Here is a 17,120-nt window from a genome sequence, read left to right as displayed (position 1 = left end):
ATTATAAAGTTACGTAAAGTGCTGGATTTCAGCTAATTTTTTACGACTAATTAAACCTAATATTTGACTACTAAAATTGAAGAATACTTAAAAAAAAGCCGCTAATTCGCTGATTCTTAAAACATACTAAGTGATGTTGTAAAAAATTAGCGAATGAGCGGCGGTTATAGAATAAATTCTAATTTATTTCTTGTAGAATGGTAATTTTACCACTTTAGCAGGAACATCATTTTTTCTGATGCGAATATAGATGTCGTTATCCACGGCGCTATTTGCTACAGTTACATAACCCAATCCAATTCCTTTGTTCATTGATGGAGACATTGTTCCTGAAGTTACAATACCTATTACGGCTCCCGTTCCGTCCACGATTTCGTAGTCATGTCTAGGTACAGCACGCTCTTGCATTTCAAAAGCAACTAGTTTTCTAATAACTCCTTCTTCTTTTTGTTTTTTCAAATTCTCTGAGTTGGTGAACTCTTTTGTGAATTTTGTGATCCAACCCAATCCAGCCTCAAGTGGTGAAGTGGTGTCGCTAATGTCATTTCCGTACAAACAGAAACCCATTTCAAGACGCAAAGTATCACGTGCCGCTAAACCAATTGGTTTGATTCCGTAAGCTGCTCCAGCTTCAAATACTTTATTCCAGATTTGTTCTACTTCGGTGTTTTTACAATAAATTTCAAAACCTCCTGAACCAGTGTAACCTGTTGCAGAGATAATCACATTATCAATTCCGGCAAAATCAGCTACTTCAAAATGATAGTATTTGATAGCTGCTAAATCAATGGAAGACAAGGCTTGCATCGCTTCAACCGCTTTTGGTCCTTGGATTGCTAATAATGAATAGTCTTCAGAAATGTTTTTCATGTCGACATCCAAATCATTTAGAGCCGAAATCCAATTCCAGTCTTTTTCAATATTCGAAGCATTTACGACTAATAAATACTGCTCTTCTTTCATTTTATAGATAATCAAATCATCTACAACTCCTCCGTCACTATTTGGTAAACAAGAATATTGCGCTCTTCCAACAGTCAAAACTGATGCATCATTTGAAGTCACTTTTTGGATCAAAGCCAAGGCATTTGGGCCTGAAAGCAAGAATTCTCCCATGTGTGAAACATCAAAGACACCCACAGCATTTCTAACCGTTTCATGTTCAGCATTCACCCCTTCATATAAAATGGGCATATTGTATCCAGCAAACGGAAGCATTTTTGCTCCCAAACTCTCGTGTATGTGCGTAAGCGCAGTATTTTTCATTGTGTGTGTATATAAAATTTGAAGTGGCTAATTTATTCAAAAATTATCATATTTAAGGCATTATTTATGTAAATTCAATAGTTTTTAGGAGCTATTTCCAGCTATCCATTGCAATCTTTTACTTTTTAAATATAAAAGTAAAAGGATTTCCATTTCTATCTGGGCTAGGTAATTTCGTGATTGAGAACGATTCTGTTTCAGATAAAAAACGTAATTTTAAACAAACAAATTATCAGATGAATCCGATTTACATTGACCAAAACGAAATACTAAAACGCTACAAACCCATAGATGCACATACGCACAAAGGCATTCAAGGACATGCGCTAATTATTGCGGGAAGTTATGGTAAAATAGGCGCAGCAGTACTGGCTGTAAAAGGATGTTTGAGAACGGGTTGTGGCTTAGTAACGGCTTTTGTTCCTAAATGCGGCTACCAAATTGTGCAAATAGCTATTCCCGAAGCCATGGTTTTAACTGATGTTGAGAAAAAACACATTTCCGCGATTGTATTCGACATTAAACCGCAAGCGATAGGAATTGGTCCAGGAATAGGGCAGGAGGAACCAACGCAAAAAGCACTTCACGAATTCTTGATAGCGAACAACATTCCATTAGTAGTAGATGCTGATGCATTGAATATTTTATCAAAAAATAGATCTTGGCTTACGTTATTACCTTCCAAAACGATTCTGACACCGCACCCTAAAGAATTGGAACGATTAATAGGTGAATGGGATTCAGAGGAAGAAAAGTTTCAGAAAACAATTGACTTTTCGCTGCACTACGATGTAATTGTAGTAATGAAAGGAGCGCCAACGTACATTATTGATGCCGAAACGGTGTACAGGAACAGCACGGGAAATGCCGCTTTGGCCACAGCCGGAAGCGGAGATGTCTTAACCGGAATAATCACGAGTTTACTGGCACAATCCTATGAACCTATTGATGCAGCTATTTTGGGAGTTTATTTACATGGTTTAACGGCCGATATCGCACTCCCAGAAACTGGACATCAAGCCTTTATCGCTTCGGATATTATTTCTAATATAGGAAAAGCGTATTTGAGTTTAGAAAATTTGGAGTAATTATTGTTTTAAACGCAAAATTGTCATTCCGACAAGGGAGGAATCTCATTTTACATAGTAAGAGTAATTGGGACATAGAAGAAAATCATTATATAAAAGAGGTTTTAATTTCACCCTAGTTATTTGTAAGTTTGTACCTCAGTAAATTCCGAATATGAAAAGAGACTTCAATCTTAGAACTGTAAATGTTACCCGATACATTACGCCTTTGCGCGAAGGTGGTTCGTTACCAGCTTTGGCGGAAGCCGACGATGATTTTAAATATGTTTTAAAATTCAAGGGAGCGGGTCATGGGGTGAAAGCCTTAATCGCCGAATTGATAGGAGGGGAGATTGCTCGTGTTTTAAAGTTACAAATTCCCGTGCTAGTATATGCAAATCTCGATGAAGCCTTTGGTCGCACGGAAGCCGATGAGGAAATCCAGGATTTATTGCAAGGAAGTCAAGGACTCAATTTAGCGTTACATTTTCTTTCGGGAGCTATCAATTTTGATCCTGTAGTCACGGTAGTAGATGCTAAACTGGCTTCGCAGATTGTTTGGTTAGATGCTTTTATCACTAATGTCGATCGAACTTTCAGGAATACCAATATGCTGATCTGGCACAAAGAGTTATGGCTTATTGATCATGGCGCAAGTTTTTACTTTCATCATTCGTGGACTAATTGGGAGAAACACGCCCAAAGCCCGTTTGCACTTATTAAAGACCATGTATTGTTGCCGCAAGCTTCATTGATACAAGAAGCAGATGCTTTATTCAAAACCATTTTAACGCCAGAAACCTTGCAATCGATAGTAGATCTTATTCCTCTGGAATGGCTGGACTGGCAAGATACGGATGAAAGCCCTGAAGCAGTACGTGAAGTTTATTTTCAGTTTTTATCAATGCGCCTGAACCATTCTCAAATTTTTATTAAAGAAGCCCAAAATGCAAGAGAAGCACTTATATGAGTACTCGGTAATCCGCGTTGTACCAAGGGTAGAGCGTGAAGAGTTCCTCAATGTAGGGATTATTGTTTTTTGCAAAAAAGCGAAGTTCATAAAGATGCTTTATACTATTGATTTGGCAAAGATGGAGCTGTTTTCTGGTGATTTAGATTTGGAACAACTGCAGTTAAATCTGGAGTCCTTCCAGAAAATAGCGCACGGAACAAAGCAGGGCGGACCCATTGCACAATTTGATATTCCATCGCGTTTTCGTTGGTTAACGGCTTTGCGTAGCTCGGCAATTCAAACATCACGACCACATCCGGGATTGTGTGATGATTTAGAACGCACCGTACAAAGGTTGTTTAAAGATATGGTTTTATAAATTATAATTAAAGACATAGCCATATAAGTATGAAGAGGAAGTTCTTCTTAACGAACTTAAATGAACTTCGATTACTTATATGGTGAAAGAAAAATTTGATTCCACTTTGTTTGTATTCGCTACTTCCTAGAGGGGTAACAATTTTTATAGTAGTAGATTTAATCTATCTTTTTTTCTAAAACGATAAACTCCAAAGGCTGTTCTACGATTGAAATATGAATGTCGCTTTCTGGAAAAGCTTCTCTAGCTCCTGTATCCACATAACCGTGGCGTTTGTACCAGTCAATTAACTCCGTTCTAATTGAGATAACTGTCATTACAATTGTAGGTAAACCCAATGTCTGAGCATGGACTTCGGCTTGTTGCAATAATTTTTTTCCAATTCCGCTATTTTGTAATTCCGGTGATACTGTCAACATGCCTAAATACAATTGTTGTTCTTTTTCGACCAACAAAACACATCCAATAATCTGGTTGTCCTCCGTGAATTTTAGCAACGTATTTTCAGTGGTACCAATGATTTCCTTCAGTTCGGCTTCGTTCGTTCGGCTACCTTCTAATATGTTGGCTTCGGTGGTCCATCCTTTTTTAGAAAATTCCCCGCGATACCCCGAGTTGATTAATCTACTTAATTCTGAAACGTCTTCTAGTGTTGCTATTGTAATCATTTTGGAAATACTGAATTGTGTTTTATAGTTACAAATATAAATAAAAAGGGAACAAAATGAGATTTTATTGGAGTTCTTATACAGTGTTAATTAGGTTGAAATCCATGGCATGAAGTGACTCAATTGATTTCTGTAATTGGAAATTTGCAAATGTATTTATTCAGATAAAATTTATATATTCGTGTTTACCAAATTATTGAATAGATAGAGATGAAAAATTACACATATAGTTATTATACGTTTCTCTTGATTCTAATTTGTTCTGGGGTTTCTGGAACGATTTTTTCACAAAATAATAGCGGTAAGGTTATAAAAGTAGGAGTGTATGATAATCCTCCAAAAATATTTCTGAATAAGAACGGACAACCCGATGGTTTTTTTATTGATATTATTAAAGAAATTGGGGAAAGGGAAAACTTGAAATTTGAATACGAGTTTAACACTTGGGACAATCTTTATAAAAAGTTGCAAACTGGTGAAATTGATATGTTACCCGATGTAGTATTTTCAGCAGAGCGAGATTCTATTTTTACCTTAAGTAAATTACCTGTACTAAGTTCGTGGGCAGAATTGTTTTCTAGAAAGGAATTGAATTTACATTCAATATTGGATTTAAAAAACCTGAAAGTAGGTGTTTTAAAAGGTTCTATCGAAGAGAGATACATGACAGATTTTGTTTCTAAGGAGTTTGATATTACTTATAAGCTTTATACGTATGATAGTTATAAACAATGTGTTAATGATCTTAAAAGCAGTAAAATTGATGTAATCATAGCCGATCGCTTTTTTACTTTTTCAAACTTATTTGACAAGACTATAAAACCAACGGGAATCTTAATTAGACCATTAGGATTGCATTTTGCATTTACAAAAAATAAAAATGCTGCGATGGTTGAATTATTCGATAGAAATATCTCTGAATTAAAAAATGATGCTAGTTCTAAATATTATAAGTCATTATTTCACTGGTTAGAGAAGGATGCTAAATTGCTAGTCCCTAGTTATATAAAGTGGTTTGTTCTTGTCGTTTTTATAGTTTTAATTCTTTCATTAGTTTTTGTATTATTACTAAGACAAAGGGTAAAAGTAAGAACTGAAGAGCTCTTTAAAGCAAAAGAAAAAGCCGGAGAAAACGAAAACCAATTAAAATTAATTGCGGATAATCTAGTAAACGGTATGATTTACCAGATAGTTACGCTCGATGATAACAGAAGAAAATTTAATTATGTGAGTGATGGCGTTGTTAAACTTTACGGATGCACGGCAGCTGAAGTAATTGAGGATGCTAGCTTAATTTACAGAAGGATTCATCCTGACGACATAGAAATCATGAGAGTCGCAGAATTAAAGGCAATACACAATATGTCTAATTATGTCGTAGAAGTCCGAGTAATAAATCCAGACGGAAGTATTAGATGGGCTTATTCTATAGCAAAGCCTAGAATCATTGGTGGATTGGTTTGCTGGGATGGGATAGAATTTGATATTAGCGAAAGGAAACAATTAGAGATAGACCTTAATATTGCTAAAGAAAAGGCAGAAGAATCAGATCGTTTAAAATCAGCTTTTCTTGCTAATATGAGTCACGAAATACGTACGCCTATGAACGGTATTTTAGGTTTTGCAGAATTGTTAAAAGAGCCCAATCTTAAAGGGAAAAAGCAGCGAAAGTACATTAAGATTATTGAAAAAAGTGGGTTAAGAATGCTCAATATTATCAATGATATTATTAATATTTCGAAAATTGAGTCCGGACAAATGGAAGTTCATCTTCAGAAATCGAATATTAATGAACAATTAGAATACATCTATACTTTCTTCATTCCAGAGGCAGAAAAAAAAGGTGTTCAGCTATCCTATAAACATACTTTGCCTTCTAATGAAGCCTTCATAACAACTGACCGTGAAAAAGTATTTGCAATATTGACAAATTTGGTGAAAAATGCGATCAATCATACCGAAAAAGGAAGTGTAGAATTTGGTTATACGATAAAGGATGACTTTCTTGAATTTTATGTAAAAGACACCGGAATTGGGGTGCCAAAAGACCGACAAGAAGCAATTTTTGAACGATTTATTCAGGCTGATATTGCCAATAAGATGGCGTTGCAAGGCGCTGGTTTAGGATTGTCTATTTCTAAAGCCTATGTAGAAATTTTGGGAGGATCAATAAGGCTTAAGTCTGAGGAAGGAGAAGGAACGGTATTTTATTTTACGCTTCCGTTTATACAGGACCTGAGTATTGAGAAAACAATTAGTAGCGAAATTGTATCACCAGTTAGAACAGGCTTTAGTAAAAAGCTAAAAATAGTTATTGCCGAAGATGATGCAATATCAGAAAAGCTTATTTCGAAAGTCATTAAAGAATACGGGAGTGAAATTATCAATACAAGAAACGGATTAGAAGCAGTAGAAGCGTGTCGTAATAATCCGGATATAGATTTGGTATTTATGGATATTCAGATGCCAATAATGGATGGTCATGAAGCGGCCAGAGAGATACGAAAATTCAATAAAGAGGTAATTATAATTGCACAAACCGCATACGCTTTAGTTGGAGATATGGAAAGAGCAATTGATGCAAATTGTAATGATTATATTTCAAAGCCTTTAAAAGTGGAAGAATTGAAACTTTTGATTTTTAAATACTTCAAAGACTAAGTGTAATTAGTCTATTCTCTGTCTTCTTCTAGAACAAGTTTATAAGACCATGTTTGTCCTGTTATTGAGTTGATGAAGTAGATTTAACGTGCGGAATATTAATGTAAATAAGAAGGGATATCGATAATTACTCTCATAAAAAAAAAGCTACTAACTTTACATTGTCAGTAGCTTTATAACTAAATAGGTATTTGCTTTCCAAACGAAAGAATTCAGTAGAACTGAATACTAGTCAGTCTAGTTTTTGTTTAATAAAACATCAGCATGTACTGCTACTTCGCTCCATGTTTTACTTACACCATCTTTACCTGTATGCAATGCCTCACATGCTTTATTGATTGACGCTACTGCTGCTAAAGCATCCCAGTTTTCTAAATTCATCACTCCATCAAAAGACAAGCTAGTATCACTATTCGTGGTATATTGTAAAGGAATATTTGCTATTTTTCCGTTTAATAGCATATCTATAGAGCAAGTATTATCTGCAGCAACTTTAAACTCACCCGAGATAAGTTCTGTGTTTTTCATCACTCCAAAAAAGAATTTTAAAATCTTAGGATCTCTGGTTCCCGTAGCGTCATTAGTAAATAAACTACTTACTGGAATACTAAATTTAGTACCGTTCAAAGCTTCTAATGCTGTTTCTCCTTGTCCTGAATTCGTTAATGTTATTTCTTTAAATGTACCGCCAACAGCTGCTTTGTCTGTTGTTTTATAAGCAGTAAAACTCACTTTGGTAGAATCATTTACTACACTGTACGTTCCATCTGTCGTTTGAATTTCTGTAGTAGTTCCTTCCGTCTCTTTCTTAGAATCTTTACAGCTAACGGCAGTAATCAGAATCATTGCCAGAGCAATCAGTTTTAAGTTTTTCATTGTATTATCCTTTTTTAAAGTTTGATGTAAAATTAGGCATAATAAGATAGACGACATCCCTTATAGTGTAAAGAGTACAAGTTATTTAATGTTAAATCGTACAAAACAGTATGTTAAGAGATGTTAAAAACAAGAATTTTTTAGACTATAAAAAGCCATATAGTTGGTTTGCTCAATAAGACTTACTTGTTAAATCTATTTCAGACAAAAAAGTGTTGTATGAACAATATTAGCACTTACTATATTAAGTGTAAATCAGATAAATTAATTCAAGACATGATACTGTAGTACTATTTTTTAATATGATCTTTTAAAGTAATATCTTCCGAATAAACATATTTCTCAATGAGATTTCCATCTTGGTCAATTAGTAGTGTTGATGGGAATCGTGATATGCCATATTTTTCAATAAAATTTTGTCCATTGGCGACTAATTCAAAATTCGAATTCTCGAGGTCAAAACCTTTTCGCACATCACTTTCAGAGCATTGAAAGACGATAATAGCTTTAACGGCATTTTTATTTTCTAGTGCATTGATTTTTTCGTCAAGTTCCTGAATTTCTTGTTTTTTAAAATGGAAATCGGTAGCAAAAAGTTCAAATCTCAGAATAACAATTTTCCCATTTAGTTTAGAAAGTTCTATTTGTGTTCCGTCAATTGTTGTTAGCTTGAAATTTGGAAAGTTACCTTTAGCAGATGCTGTAGCGTTAAGTGCTCGTTTTTCATAACTATTTAGATTATTCGGATCATACATATACCTAGTAACATTTCCAGCCTCATCGATCTCCTTCTCCAAAGACAAATTCGGATTTTCTTGAACGAGTATTCCAAACTCTTTCTTTGAGATTTCGATTCCTGTTTTTTTATTATAGAGCTTGGTATTATTAAAATCCTTTTCGACAAAAGTCTTTGACCAGTTTACGCCGATAGTTTCTTCCTGACTCTGAATCGTATTTGCACAGAACAATGTGATAATTAAAATGATATGTTGAATGTTTTTCATAAGTGTTGTTTTATTGTATAGATAAAGGTTTGTATAAGAATAGTTGCAATGACCTTTGATTTAGTAATAAATATCGATTATGCTAATTTTGTGTTGCCATCTTCTTTTGATTGTTCTGTTTTTAAAAAGTATATAAGTTATAAATTTCTCCCATTTTTATTTTTTGATGAGTTTGGAATCTAAAGAATGATGTTCATATAATTTTAATTCTAAAATTTTTATAACAAAAAAAGTCCTTTTATTCTTCTGGTTTTGTTTTGACGAACAAGATAGCATTCCAAATAAAAGCATTAGTAGTAACATTGTCTTTTTCAATAGGAGAAGCAATTAGTTCATGCTAGTACTACAAAGTCGAATAGAGATCTAAAATCAAAGGGTTATTTATCTTATCCCTATTTTTCTACTATTTAAATCAAAACTAGTGATTTTACTTACAGAAAACTAATTATAAAAACGGAGAATTAGTTACATAAAAAAAACCGACTGAAAATCACTTCTCAGTCGGTTGTTATATTTGATGTTGAAAGTTTATCCTAAAAAAGCTTTCAACTCTTCGTATGTTTTAATTTTAGTGCTTACTTTTTCTTTATCCATCACACTTTCTATTTGTGCAGGAATCGGTAATTTTACATTTAAAGCTGGTTCCACAACGTCCAAAAATTTAATAGGATGTGCAGTTTCAAGGAAAATACCAATAGCATTTGGATAGTTATGCAATTCTTTTTTCAATCCTAAATAACCCACGGCACCATGCGGTTCAGCGATATAGCCGTTTGTGTTATAAATAGTTTTCATCGCCTCAGTTGTTTCTTCATCTGTAAAAGTATAAGAAGAGAAGTCTTTCTTGAATTGGGCCAAATCGTTGTGGTACATTTCCTGAATTCGAATGAAATTACTTGGATTCCCAACATCCATCGCATTAGAAATCGTTGCTTTGGATGGTTTAGGATCATAAAATCCACTTGCTAAAAATCGGGGCACTGTATCATTTACATTGGTGGAAGCCACAAAATGAAGTAGGGGCAAGCCTAACTTTTTTGCCATGATTCCGGCGCAGATATTTCCGAAATTCCCACTCGGGCAAGAGAATACCAATTCCTTATTTTGCTTCTTCAATTCCTTGTAAGCAAAGAAAAAGTAAAACATTTGCGGCAACCACCGTGCGATATTAATCGAATTTGCCGAAGTTAGATTATGATGCTTTAAACTATCGTCTAAGAAAGCTTTTTTAACCATGTCTTGACAATCATCAAAAACACCATCTACTTCGAGTGCTTTAATGTTTTGACCTAAAGTCGTAAGCTGTTTTTCCTGAATGTCGCTCACTTTTCCAGAAGGATATAAAATGATCACTTCTACGCCAGCAACACCTAGAAACCCGCTTGCAACTGCACCACCGGTATCTCCGGAAGTAGCAACAAGAACGGTGTTCTTACTGTCTTTTTTGTCTTTATTGAAGTAGGCCAAACATCGTGACATGAAACGCGCTCCTACGTCCTTAAACGCCATTGTTGGGCCATGGAATAATTCAAGGGAGTAAATTCCTTTCTCTACTTCGACCACCGGAAAATCAAAACACAGGGTGTCAGCAATGATTTCTTTAAGTACATCAGCGGGAATTTCATCTCCTACAAATTGTTTAATAGCTTCAAAAGCAATTTCTTCATTGCTTAAATTTTCGATAGTATCGAAAAAGGCCTGAGGCAGTGGTGTTATGTTTTCTGGAAAATACAATCCTTTATCAGAAGCTAATCCTTGTATTACTGCTTCCTGAAAGGAAACGTTTGGGGCGTTATGGTTTAAACTGTAGTATTTCATTGTGATTTTTGATTGAAGATTAACGATTTTTGATTTTTGATTTTTTCTAGCAACGTAAGTTACATCTGAAATCAAAAATCGTTAATCAAAAATCTTAAATATTTTTAAATTGTGTTATAATATACGTACTCCATCAGGATTCACTTTTGAAACGTGAATTTCATACGGTAATTTCATTTCGTCATAGACTGCGCTCATGGCTTTGGCGATTTTGTCGGCGGCGTCTCTTCCTTTGCTTAAAGCAAAAATAGAAGGGCCAGAACCTGATATTCCAGATCCTAGAGCACCGTTTTCTAATGCGGTTTGTTTGATTAAGTCAAAACCAGGAATTAATACAGAACGCAACGGCTCCACGATTTCGTCATGTAGCGAGCGGCCTATCAAGTCATAATCCTTAGTATATAAACCGGCAATTAATCCGCCCACATTTCCCCATTGCATAATTGCGCTTTTTAGGGAAACCGTTTGCTTTAATACGGAACGAGCATCGGATGTTTTAAGTTCAATCTGAGGATGAACTACCGTCGCATACAATTCTGATGGACTTTCTATTTTTATAATATCTAAAGGACTGTAGCTTCGCACTAATGTAAATCCACCCAATAGGGCAGGAGCAACGTTGTCGGCATGAGCGTTTCCGCAAGCTAGTTTTTCGCCTTGCATAGCAAATTGCACCAAGTCTTTTATTTCAAAAGGGCGACCAAGCAATTCATTGATTCCAAAAACCGCTCCTGCAGAGCTGGCAGCACTGCTTCCGATTCCGCTACCGGCTTTGATGTTTTTGTATATTTCGATTTCGAATCCCGCGTCTGATTTCAAAGCTTCGAGCATTGCCAAAGCAGCAACTCCAGCCACATTTTTCTCCGTTTCTAAGGGTAAATCGGCACCGACTAATTTAGTGATGCGAATCCCCTTTTGATCTGATTTTCTAATAATCATTTCGTCCCCCACATTGTCTAAGCAAAGACCGAGTACATCAAATCCACAGGATAGATTAGCAATTGTAGCGGGACAGAATATTTTTATTTCGTTCATTTTCTTTATAGTTTTTGTTCCCCTTTAGGGGTTAGGGGCTATACGTTTCCAATTCGAATCACATCGGCAAAAATTCCTGAAGCAGTAACTGCAGCTCCGGCACCTGCACCTTTTATCAATAAAGGTTGGTCAACATAACGATCTGTATAGAATAATACAATATTGTCTTTTCCTTCTAAGTTGTAAAAAGGATGGTCTTTTGGGATGAATTGCAAACCGACACTAGCATTACCATTTTCAAATTGAGCAACAAATTTTAGGCGACTTTCTTTGGCGTTAGCTTCCGCCAAAATACCTTCAAAATGAGCAGCATGTTCTACAAGAGATTTAAAGAAATCTTCATTATTTGTAGTTTCCATACAAGCAGCAGGAAGGAAAGATTGATTTTCAATTTCTTCAATTTCCATTTCGTAACCACTCTCGCGAATCAAAATTAGAATCTTTCTGGCGACATCAATTCCGCTCAAATCTATCTTTGGGTCAGGCTCTGTAAATCCTTGAACACCAGCTTCTTTTACTACTTCATTGAAAGCGTTATTTTCATCAAAATTATTAAAGATAAAGTTTAAACTACCAGATAAAACAGCTTGAATTTTGTTGACTTTATCTCCTGATGCGACTAGATTTTTAACTGTGTCAATGATAGGTAATCCTGCTCCAACATTTGTTTCAAACAAGAAAGGGGCATTGTATCTTCGGGATAAAGTTTTAAGATTTTTATAATTTTCAAAAGCAGAAGAGCAGGCGATTTTATTACAAGTTACAACGGCTACACTTTGTCTTAAGAAATGCTCGTATGTTTTAGAAACACCTTCGTTTGCCGTGATATCCACAAAAATACTATTACGTAAATTCAGCTCTTTTACTTTGTTAATAAACAATTGTTGGTCCGCAGCATCTCCTTTTTCGATAAGAGGTTGCCATGCTTTTAAGTCAATTCCATCTTCATCAAAAATCATTTTGCGTGAATTAGACAAAGCGATTACACGAAGATTTATTTTTAAGTTTTCTTTTAGGAACTTCTTTTGTTGGTTGATCTGATCGATGAATTTCTCACCTACATTACCAACACCCATAACAAACAAATTCAACTGTTTTGTATTGTCTTCAAAGAAACGTTCGTGAAGTGTATTCAATGCTTTTTTTACATCTCTTTGATTGATTACTGCTGATATGTTTCTTTCAGAAGCACCTTGGGCAATCGCACGAATGTTGACATTGTTTTTTCCTAAAGTACTGAACATTTTACCGCTCAATCCTTGGTGGTTTTTCATGTTTTCGCCAACTAAAGCAATAATACATAGATTTTTTTCTACGATACAAGGATCTACTTTGTGTTGCAAAATCTCGATTTCAAAGGCTTTGTTGATTGCAGCTTCGGCGGCTTCGGCATCTTCATTTAGAATTCCAATGCAAATAGAGTGTTCGGAAGAAGCTTGAGTAATAAAGATAACATTGATTTCTTCAAGAGATAAAACTTCAAAAAGTCTTTTTGACGAACCAGATACTCCAATCATTCCTGGACCTTCAAGTGTGATCAATGTGATGTTTTCAATATGGCTGATTCCTTTTACAGGCTGACCATTAGAAATAGATTGATTAGAAATATAAGTTCCCTCTGCTTTTGGTTCGAAAGTATTCTTGATATGAATAGGAATATTTTTTCTTAGAACTGGCTGAATAGTGGGTGGAAACAACACTTTGGCACCAAAATGAGACAACTCCATCGCTTCTTGATACGATATAGAAGCAATTGGTTGGGCTTGTTTTACGATTTTCGGGTTAGCCGTAAACATACCGTTGACATCAGTCCAGATTTCTAAATCAGTCGCGTCTAATGCTCCAGCTAGTATTGCAGCGGTATAATCTGATCCACCACGTCCTAAAGTAGTGTTGATTCCATCAATAGAAGACGAAATAAAACCAGGCATTACAACCACCTGACTTTCATTCGAGGCAAAAAAAGCAACAATTAATTCATCAGTAACTTTGAAATTTACGGCAGCTTTTCCAAAATTATTGTTGGTTTTAATTAACTCACGGCTGTCTTTATAATTACTGCTTTTAAAATCTTGTTTAAGTGCCTCAGCGATGATATAAGAAGAAAGCAATTCTCCAAAACTCAAAATAGTGTCAGCAGTTCTATTTGATAGTTCTCCTAGAAGGTAACAACCGTCTAATAAAGTTTCTAGATGATTGATGATGCGTTTGATATGACTTAGTAAGCTACTTTGCTCGCTTACAGGAATCAATTCTTTTACAGCATCTAAATGTTTTTTCTCAATATCAGCCACAATTTCCTTGTAGCTTTCATCATTAGAAGCGGCTCTTAATGAAGCCAACTGAAGTAGATCAGTTACTTTACTAAGGGCAGATACAACTACGATTAATTGGTCTTGTTTTGCTTGGTTTTGAACTATCTCAAGGACTAGTTTTATATTTTGTGCATTGGCTACCGAAGTTCCGCCAAATTTTAATACTTTCATTGTGTTTGTTTTATTTTAGAAAAATGGCAATGCTATTTACCCACCTAAAATCTTTCCTTCTTAAAAAAAGAAAAATATAAAATAGGATTATATGTAAAATGTATACCCCTAAGGGGTAGTAGTTGTTGTAGCTGTAAATGTAGAAGTAACAGAAGTTGCAACCCAAATTTGAGTTGTTATCGAAGATTGATATGTTGTTCTGTTATTTGTCATTATTATTTTCCAAAAATACAGCTTTTTATAAAAATCAACCTCCTTTATATGGTTTTTTGCGAATATTTTAATAAAAAGGAGAGAAATCAGCTTCTGTTGAATATTTCTTATTTTATGAGCAGATTGTGGAGGCTATTGTTATTTAATTTGGATGCAAGAAGATATAATTAGGTGTATTTGAGCTCCTTTTTTTAATTTCAATTGCTAATTTATTCTCATTTATGGGGTGTGAGTAATCCTTTTTACTTTTCGGGACGTTAGTCGACTTTTAAAAACTGTGGTAGTAACCTTATTATTAACGACGCCGCAGTAGTTAAAATAGTCTCTTTGTAAAGCAGGATTATTCTGTGGTAAAATGCATCAAATTTAGTAAAGTGATGCTTTTTAATCTAAGTTTTAAATTATTGCTATTATATGTTGCTTTTTAATATTGATTTCTCCAATTTTGGCTTTTAAAATTTAAGATTAAATGGACAATACACATTATATAAGTACCGCACTACTTTCCCTAGAGACGGTAAACGAAATTATTGCAAATCAGATGTTGTTAGAACTGTCTGATGAGGCCAAAATTAACATTCAGAAATGCAGGGATTTTTTAGATAAAAAAATGGCAACGCACTCTGAACCTATCTACGGAATAAATACTGGCTTTGGTTCACTTTGTAATGTTAAAATCTCTAATGAAAACTTATCAAAACTTCAGGAAAACCTAGTAAAATCACATGCTTGTGGTACGGGAGAAGAAGTTCCAAATGAAATAGTAAAACTAATGTTGTTGCTGAAAATTCAGTCTTTGAGCTACGGACATTCAGGAATACAATTACAGACAGTGGATCGCTTGATTGCTTTTTACAACAATGATATTTTACCTATTATTTATACCCAAGGTTCTCTTGGTGCATCTGGTGATTTAGCTCCTTTAGCGCATTTGTCTTTACCATTATTAGGAGAAGGAGAAGTGTATTTTGAAGGTAAAAAAGTTCATTCAAGTGTAATAATGGAGCACTTTAATTGGGAGCCAATCGTATTGCAGTCCAAAGAAGGATTGGCCTTGCTAAATGGAACGCAATTTATGAGTGCTTATGGTGCTCATATTTTAATGAAAGCCAATAAATTTTCCTATTTAGCGGATTTGATTGGTACAATATCTTTGGAAGGATTTGATGGTCGTATCGAACCATTTAATGAGTTGATCCATTTTATACGTCCTCATAAAGGCCAAATTACAACGGCAAGTCGTGTAAAAGAATTTCTGGAAGGAAGTCAAATTATCGAACAGGAGAAAGTACATGTACAAGATCCATATTCTTTCCGTTGTATTCCGCAAGTTCACGGAGCTTCAAAAGATGCTATTGATTACGTTAAGAAAGTCTTTAAAACGGAGATTAACTCGGTTACAGACAATCCAAATATATTTATCGAAAGTGACCAAATCATCTCAGGAGGTAATTTTCACGGACAACCATTGGCATTAGCCTTAGACTTTATGGCAATTGCTTTAGCTGAACTAGGTAGTATTTCTGAAAGAAGAACTTATCAATTGATTTCGGGATTGCGTAACCTTCCTGCATTTTTAGTGGATAATCCAGGATTGAATTCCGGATTTATGATTCCGCAATATACTGCTGCTAGTATTGCTAGCCAGAACAAGCAATTAGCGACACCTTCTAGTGTAGACAGCATTGTTTCTAGTAATGGGCAAGAAGATCATGTGAGTATGGGAGCGAATGGTGCTACAAAAGCGTTACGTGTGATGGACAATCTAGAGCGTATCTTAGCAATCGAATTAATGAATGCTTCTCAAGCGATTGAATTTAGAAGACCGCTTGAGTCAAGTGAGTTTATCGAAATGTTTTTGAGCTCGTACAGAGAAGAAGTTCCGTTTGTAAAAGAAGATCGTATTTTACATTATGACATAGAGAAAACCGTTTCTTTTTTGAATAGTTTTCAAATTGAAGAGGAATTGTTAGACTAATTAGTCAATCCAATATATAATTATAGTAAATTTGCGCCCTAAAAAATAATAAGATGTCAATAAATAGTATTTTCCAGTTTTTAGTCCCAAAGGATAAAAAGTTTTTCCCCTTATTCGAAGAAGCATCAAGCAACTTAATTGAATTAGCTTCAAACTTGCATGAAGCGGTAAATCTTCCTTTAAAAGAAAGAGAAGCACTTTTTCAGAAAATTGATAAATTAGAGCAAAAAGGAGAACATATTACCCGTCAAACAAATCTTGAATTGAGTAGAAATTTTATTACTCCATTTGACAGAGAAGATATACATTCCTTAATAACATCTATTGACAATGTTGCTGATAATCTTCAGGGTGCAGCAAGCAGAATGAGATTGTATCAAGTTGATAAAATTACAAAGTCGATTAGAAAATTGACTGAAATTAATCTTGAAGCTTGTCAGAGTATTGATGTCGCAGTTAAAGAATTGAAAAATTTTAAGAACATCAAGAATATTACTGAGGCTTGCGCCAGAATTAATAAATTAGAGAATAAGTCAGATACCGTTTATAACAAAGCGATTTTTGAAATATTCGAAAATGAAACTGATGCAATCACCATAATAAAATACAAAGAAGTTTTATCGGTATTAGAAACTGCAACGGACAAGTGTAAAAGTGTAGCCGGAGTTTTAGAATCAATTGCTGTCAAGCATTCTTAATTTAATCGGTTACTTTTTG

13 protein-coding genes are annotated in these 17,120 nt (G+C 34.7%); 6 read left to right on the top strand and 7 right to left on the bottom strand.

The genetic code is table 11. The features are described from left to right. Positions 1-183 precede the first annotated feature (183 nt). Positions 184-1,266: a glycine cleavage system aminomethyltransferase GcvT gene (gcvT, locus tag BLV35_RS06455; protein WP_091086565.1), complete on the bottom strand. Its 1,083-nt coding sequence runs from the start codon at positions 1,264-1,266 to the stop codon at positions 184-186. Positions 1,267-1,502: 236 nt separating this feature from the next. Here gcvT and BLV35_RS06450 point away from each other — a divergent pair, with 236 nt between their 5' ends. The 3 genes from BLV35_RS06450 (at position 1,503) to BLV35_RS06440 (ending at position 3,664) form a co-directional block, all read left to right on the top strand. Next, positions 1,503-2,354, top strand: coding sequence for an NAD(P)H-hydrate dehydratase (locus BLV35_RS06450; RefSeq protein ID WP_091086562.1), 852 nt, complete (start codon positions 1,503-1,505; stop codon positions 2,352-2,354). A 154-nt stretch (positions 2,355-2,508) separates the two neighbouring features. After that, the gene (locus tag BLV35_RS06445) at positions 2,509-3,303 is read left to right on the top strand and encodes a HipA family kinase (protein WP_091086559.1); all 795 of its coding nucleotides are present in this window, start codon (positions 2,509-2,511) and stop codon (positions 3,301-3,303) included. Further along, positions 3,281-3,664 (top strand): DUF3037 domain-containing protein, encoded by a 384-nt coding sequence (locus BLV35_RS06440; RefSeq protein ID WP_091086557.1) that lies wholly within the window; start codon positions 3,281-3,283, stop codon positions 3,662-3,664. The genes BLV35_RS06445 and BLV35_RS06440 overlap by 23 nt, the downstream gene beginning before the upstream one ends. Before the next feature lie 158 nt (positions 3,665-3,822). Here BLV35_RS06440 and BLV35_RS06435 read toward each other — a convergent pair whose 3' ends face one another. Next, positions 3,823-4,332, bottom strand: coding sequence for a GNAT family N-acetyltransferase (locus BLV35_RS06435; protein WP_091086554.1), 510 nt, complete (start codon positions 4,330-4,332; stop codon positions 3,823-3,825). Between the two features lie 210 nt (positions 4,333-4,542). Between BLV35_RS06435 and BLV35_RS06430 the strand changes: the two genes are divergently transcribed. Then, positions 4,543-6,993 (top strand): hybrid sensor histidine kinase/response regulator, encoded by a 2,451-nt coding sequence (locus BLV35_RS06430; RefSeq protein WP_091086551.1) that lies wholly within the window; start codon positions 4,543-4,545, stop codon positions 6,991-6,993. A 237-nt stretch (positions 6,994-7,230) separates the two neighbouring features. Here BLV35_RS06430 and BLV35_RS06425 read toward each other — a convergent pair whose 3' ends face one another. The 5 genes from BLV35_RS06425 to thrA all read right to left on the bottom strand — a co-directional run bounded on the left by BLV35_RS06425 (position 7,231) and on the right by thrA (position 14,212). Then, complete coding sequence (locus tag BLV35_RS06425) at positions 7,231-7,869, bottom strand: hypothetical protein (RefSeq protein WP_091086547.1); 639 nt, start codon at positions 7,867-7,869, stop codon at positions 7,231-7,233. A gap of 290 nt (positions 7,870-8,159) precedes the next feature. Beyond that, positions 8,160-8,873 carry a peroxiredoxin family protein gene (locus BLV35_RS06420; RefSeq protein ID WP_091086545.1) on the bottom strand — a complete coding sequence of 238 codons (714 nt, stop codon included), beginning with the start codon at positions 8,871-8,873 and terminating at the stop codon, positions 8,160-8,162. A 528-nt stretch (positions 8,874-9,401) separates the two neighbouring features. Next, the gene (gene thrC / locus BLV35_RS06415; protein ID WP_091086743.1) at positions 9,402-10,691 is read right to left on the bottom strand and encodes a threonine synthase; all 1,290 of its coding nucleotides are present in this window, start codon (positions 10,689-10,691) and stop codon (positions 9,402-9,404) included. A 114-nt stretch (positions 10,692-10,805) separates the two neighbouring features. Next, complete coding sequence (locus tag BLV35_RS06410) at positions 10,806-11,726, bottom strand: homoserine kinase (protein ID WP_091086541.1); 921 nt, start codon at positions 11,724-11,726, stop codon at positions 10,806-10,808. Between the two features lie 38 nt (positions 11,727-11,764). After that, the gene (thrA, locus tag BLV35_RS06405; protein WP_091086538.1) at positions 11,765-14,212 is read right to left on the bottom strand and encodes a bifunctional aspartate kinase/homoserine dehydrogenase I; all 2,448 of its coding nucleotides are present in this window, start codon (positions 14,210-14,212) and stop codon (positions 11,765-11,767) included. Between the two features lie 682 nt (positions 14,213-14,894). Here thrA and hutH point away from each other — a divergent pair. Together hutH and BLV35_RS06395 are read left to right on the top strand one after the other, a co-directional pair. Continuing rightward, on the top strand, positions 14,895-16,403 hold the full coding sequence (gene hutH / locus BLV35_RS06400) for a histidine ammonia-lyase (RefSeq protein WP_091086535.1): 1,509 nt from the start codon (positions 14,895-14,897) through the stop codon (positions 16,401-16,403). A gap of 53 nt (positions 16,404-16,456) precedes the next feature. Then, positions 16,457-17,101: a DUF47 domain-containing protein gene (locus BLV35_RS06395; RefSeq protein ID WP_091086532.1), complete on the top strand. Its 645-nt coding sequence runs from the start codon at positions 16,457-16,459 to the stop codon at positions 17,099-17,101. The last annotated feature ends 19 nt before the right edge of the window (positions 17,102-17,120 follow it).

The sequence above is a fragment of the Flavobacterium gillisiae genome (assembly GCF_900107635.1).
GTDB classification, from domain to species: domain Bacteria; phylum Bacteroidota; class Bacteroidia; order Flavobacteriales; family Flavobacteriaceae; genus Flavobacterium; species Flavobacterium gillisiae.
Note: the sequence above shows the minus strand (reverse complement) of the source record. Positions and strands in the feature narration are given on the sequence as shown.

Coding starts and splice junctions, on each gene's coding strand:
- thrA (WP_091086538.1), bottom strand. CDS start 14,212: ATGAAAGTATTAAAATTTGGCGGAACTTCGGTAGCCAATGCACAAAAT.
- BLV35_RS06410 (WP_091086541.1), bottom strand. CDS start 11,726: ATGAACGAAATAAAAATATTCTGTCCCGCTACAATTGCTAATCTATCC.
- BLV35_RS06425 (WP_091086547.1), bottom strand. CDS start 7,869: ATGAAAAACTTAAAACTGATTGCTCTGGCAATGATTCTGATTACTGCC.
- BLV35_RS06395 (WP_091086532.1), top strand. CDS start 16,457: ATGTCAATAAATAGTATTTTCCAGTTTTTAGTCCCAAAGGATAAAAAG.
- hutH (WP_091086535.1), top strand. CDS start 14,895: ATGGACAATACACATTATATAAGTACCGCACTACTTTCCCTAGAGACG.
- BLV35_RS06450 (WP_091086562.1), top strand. CDS start 1,503: ATGAATCCGATTTACATTGACCAAAACGAAATACTAAAACGCTACAAA.
- BLV35_RS06435 (WP_091086554.1), bottom strand. CDS start 4,332: ATGATTACAATAGCAACACTAGAAGACGTTTCAGAATTAAGTAGATTA.
- gcvT (WP_091086565.1), bottom strand. CDS start 1,266: ATGAAAAATACTGCGCTTACGCACATACACGAGAGTTTGGGAGCAAAA.
- BLV35_RS06430 (WP_091086551.1), top strand. CDS start 4,543: ATGAAAAATTACACATATAGTTATTATACGTTTCTCTTGATTCTAATT.
- BLV35_RS06445 (WP_091086559.1), top strand. CDS start 2,509: ATGAAAAGAGACTTCAATCTTAGAACTGTAAATGTTACCCGATACATT.
- BLV35_RS06440 (WP_091086557.1), top strand. CDS start 3,281: ATGCAAGAGAAGCACTTATATGAGTACTCGGTAATCCGCGTTGTACCA.
- BLV35_RS06420 (WP_091086545.1), bottom strand. CDS start 8,873: ATGAAAAACATTCAACATATCATTTTAATTATCACATTGTTCTGTGCA.
- thrC (WP_091086743.1), bottom strand. CDS start 10,691: ATGAAATACTACAGTTTAAACCATAACGCCCCAAACGTTTCCTTTCAG.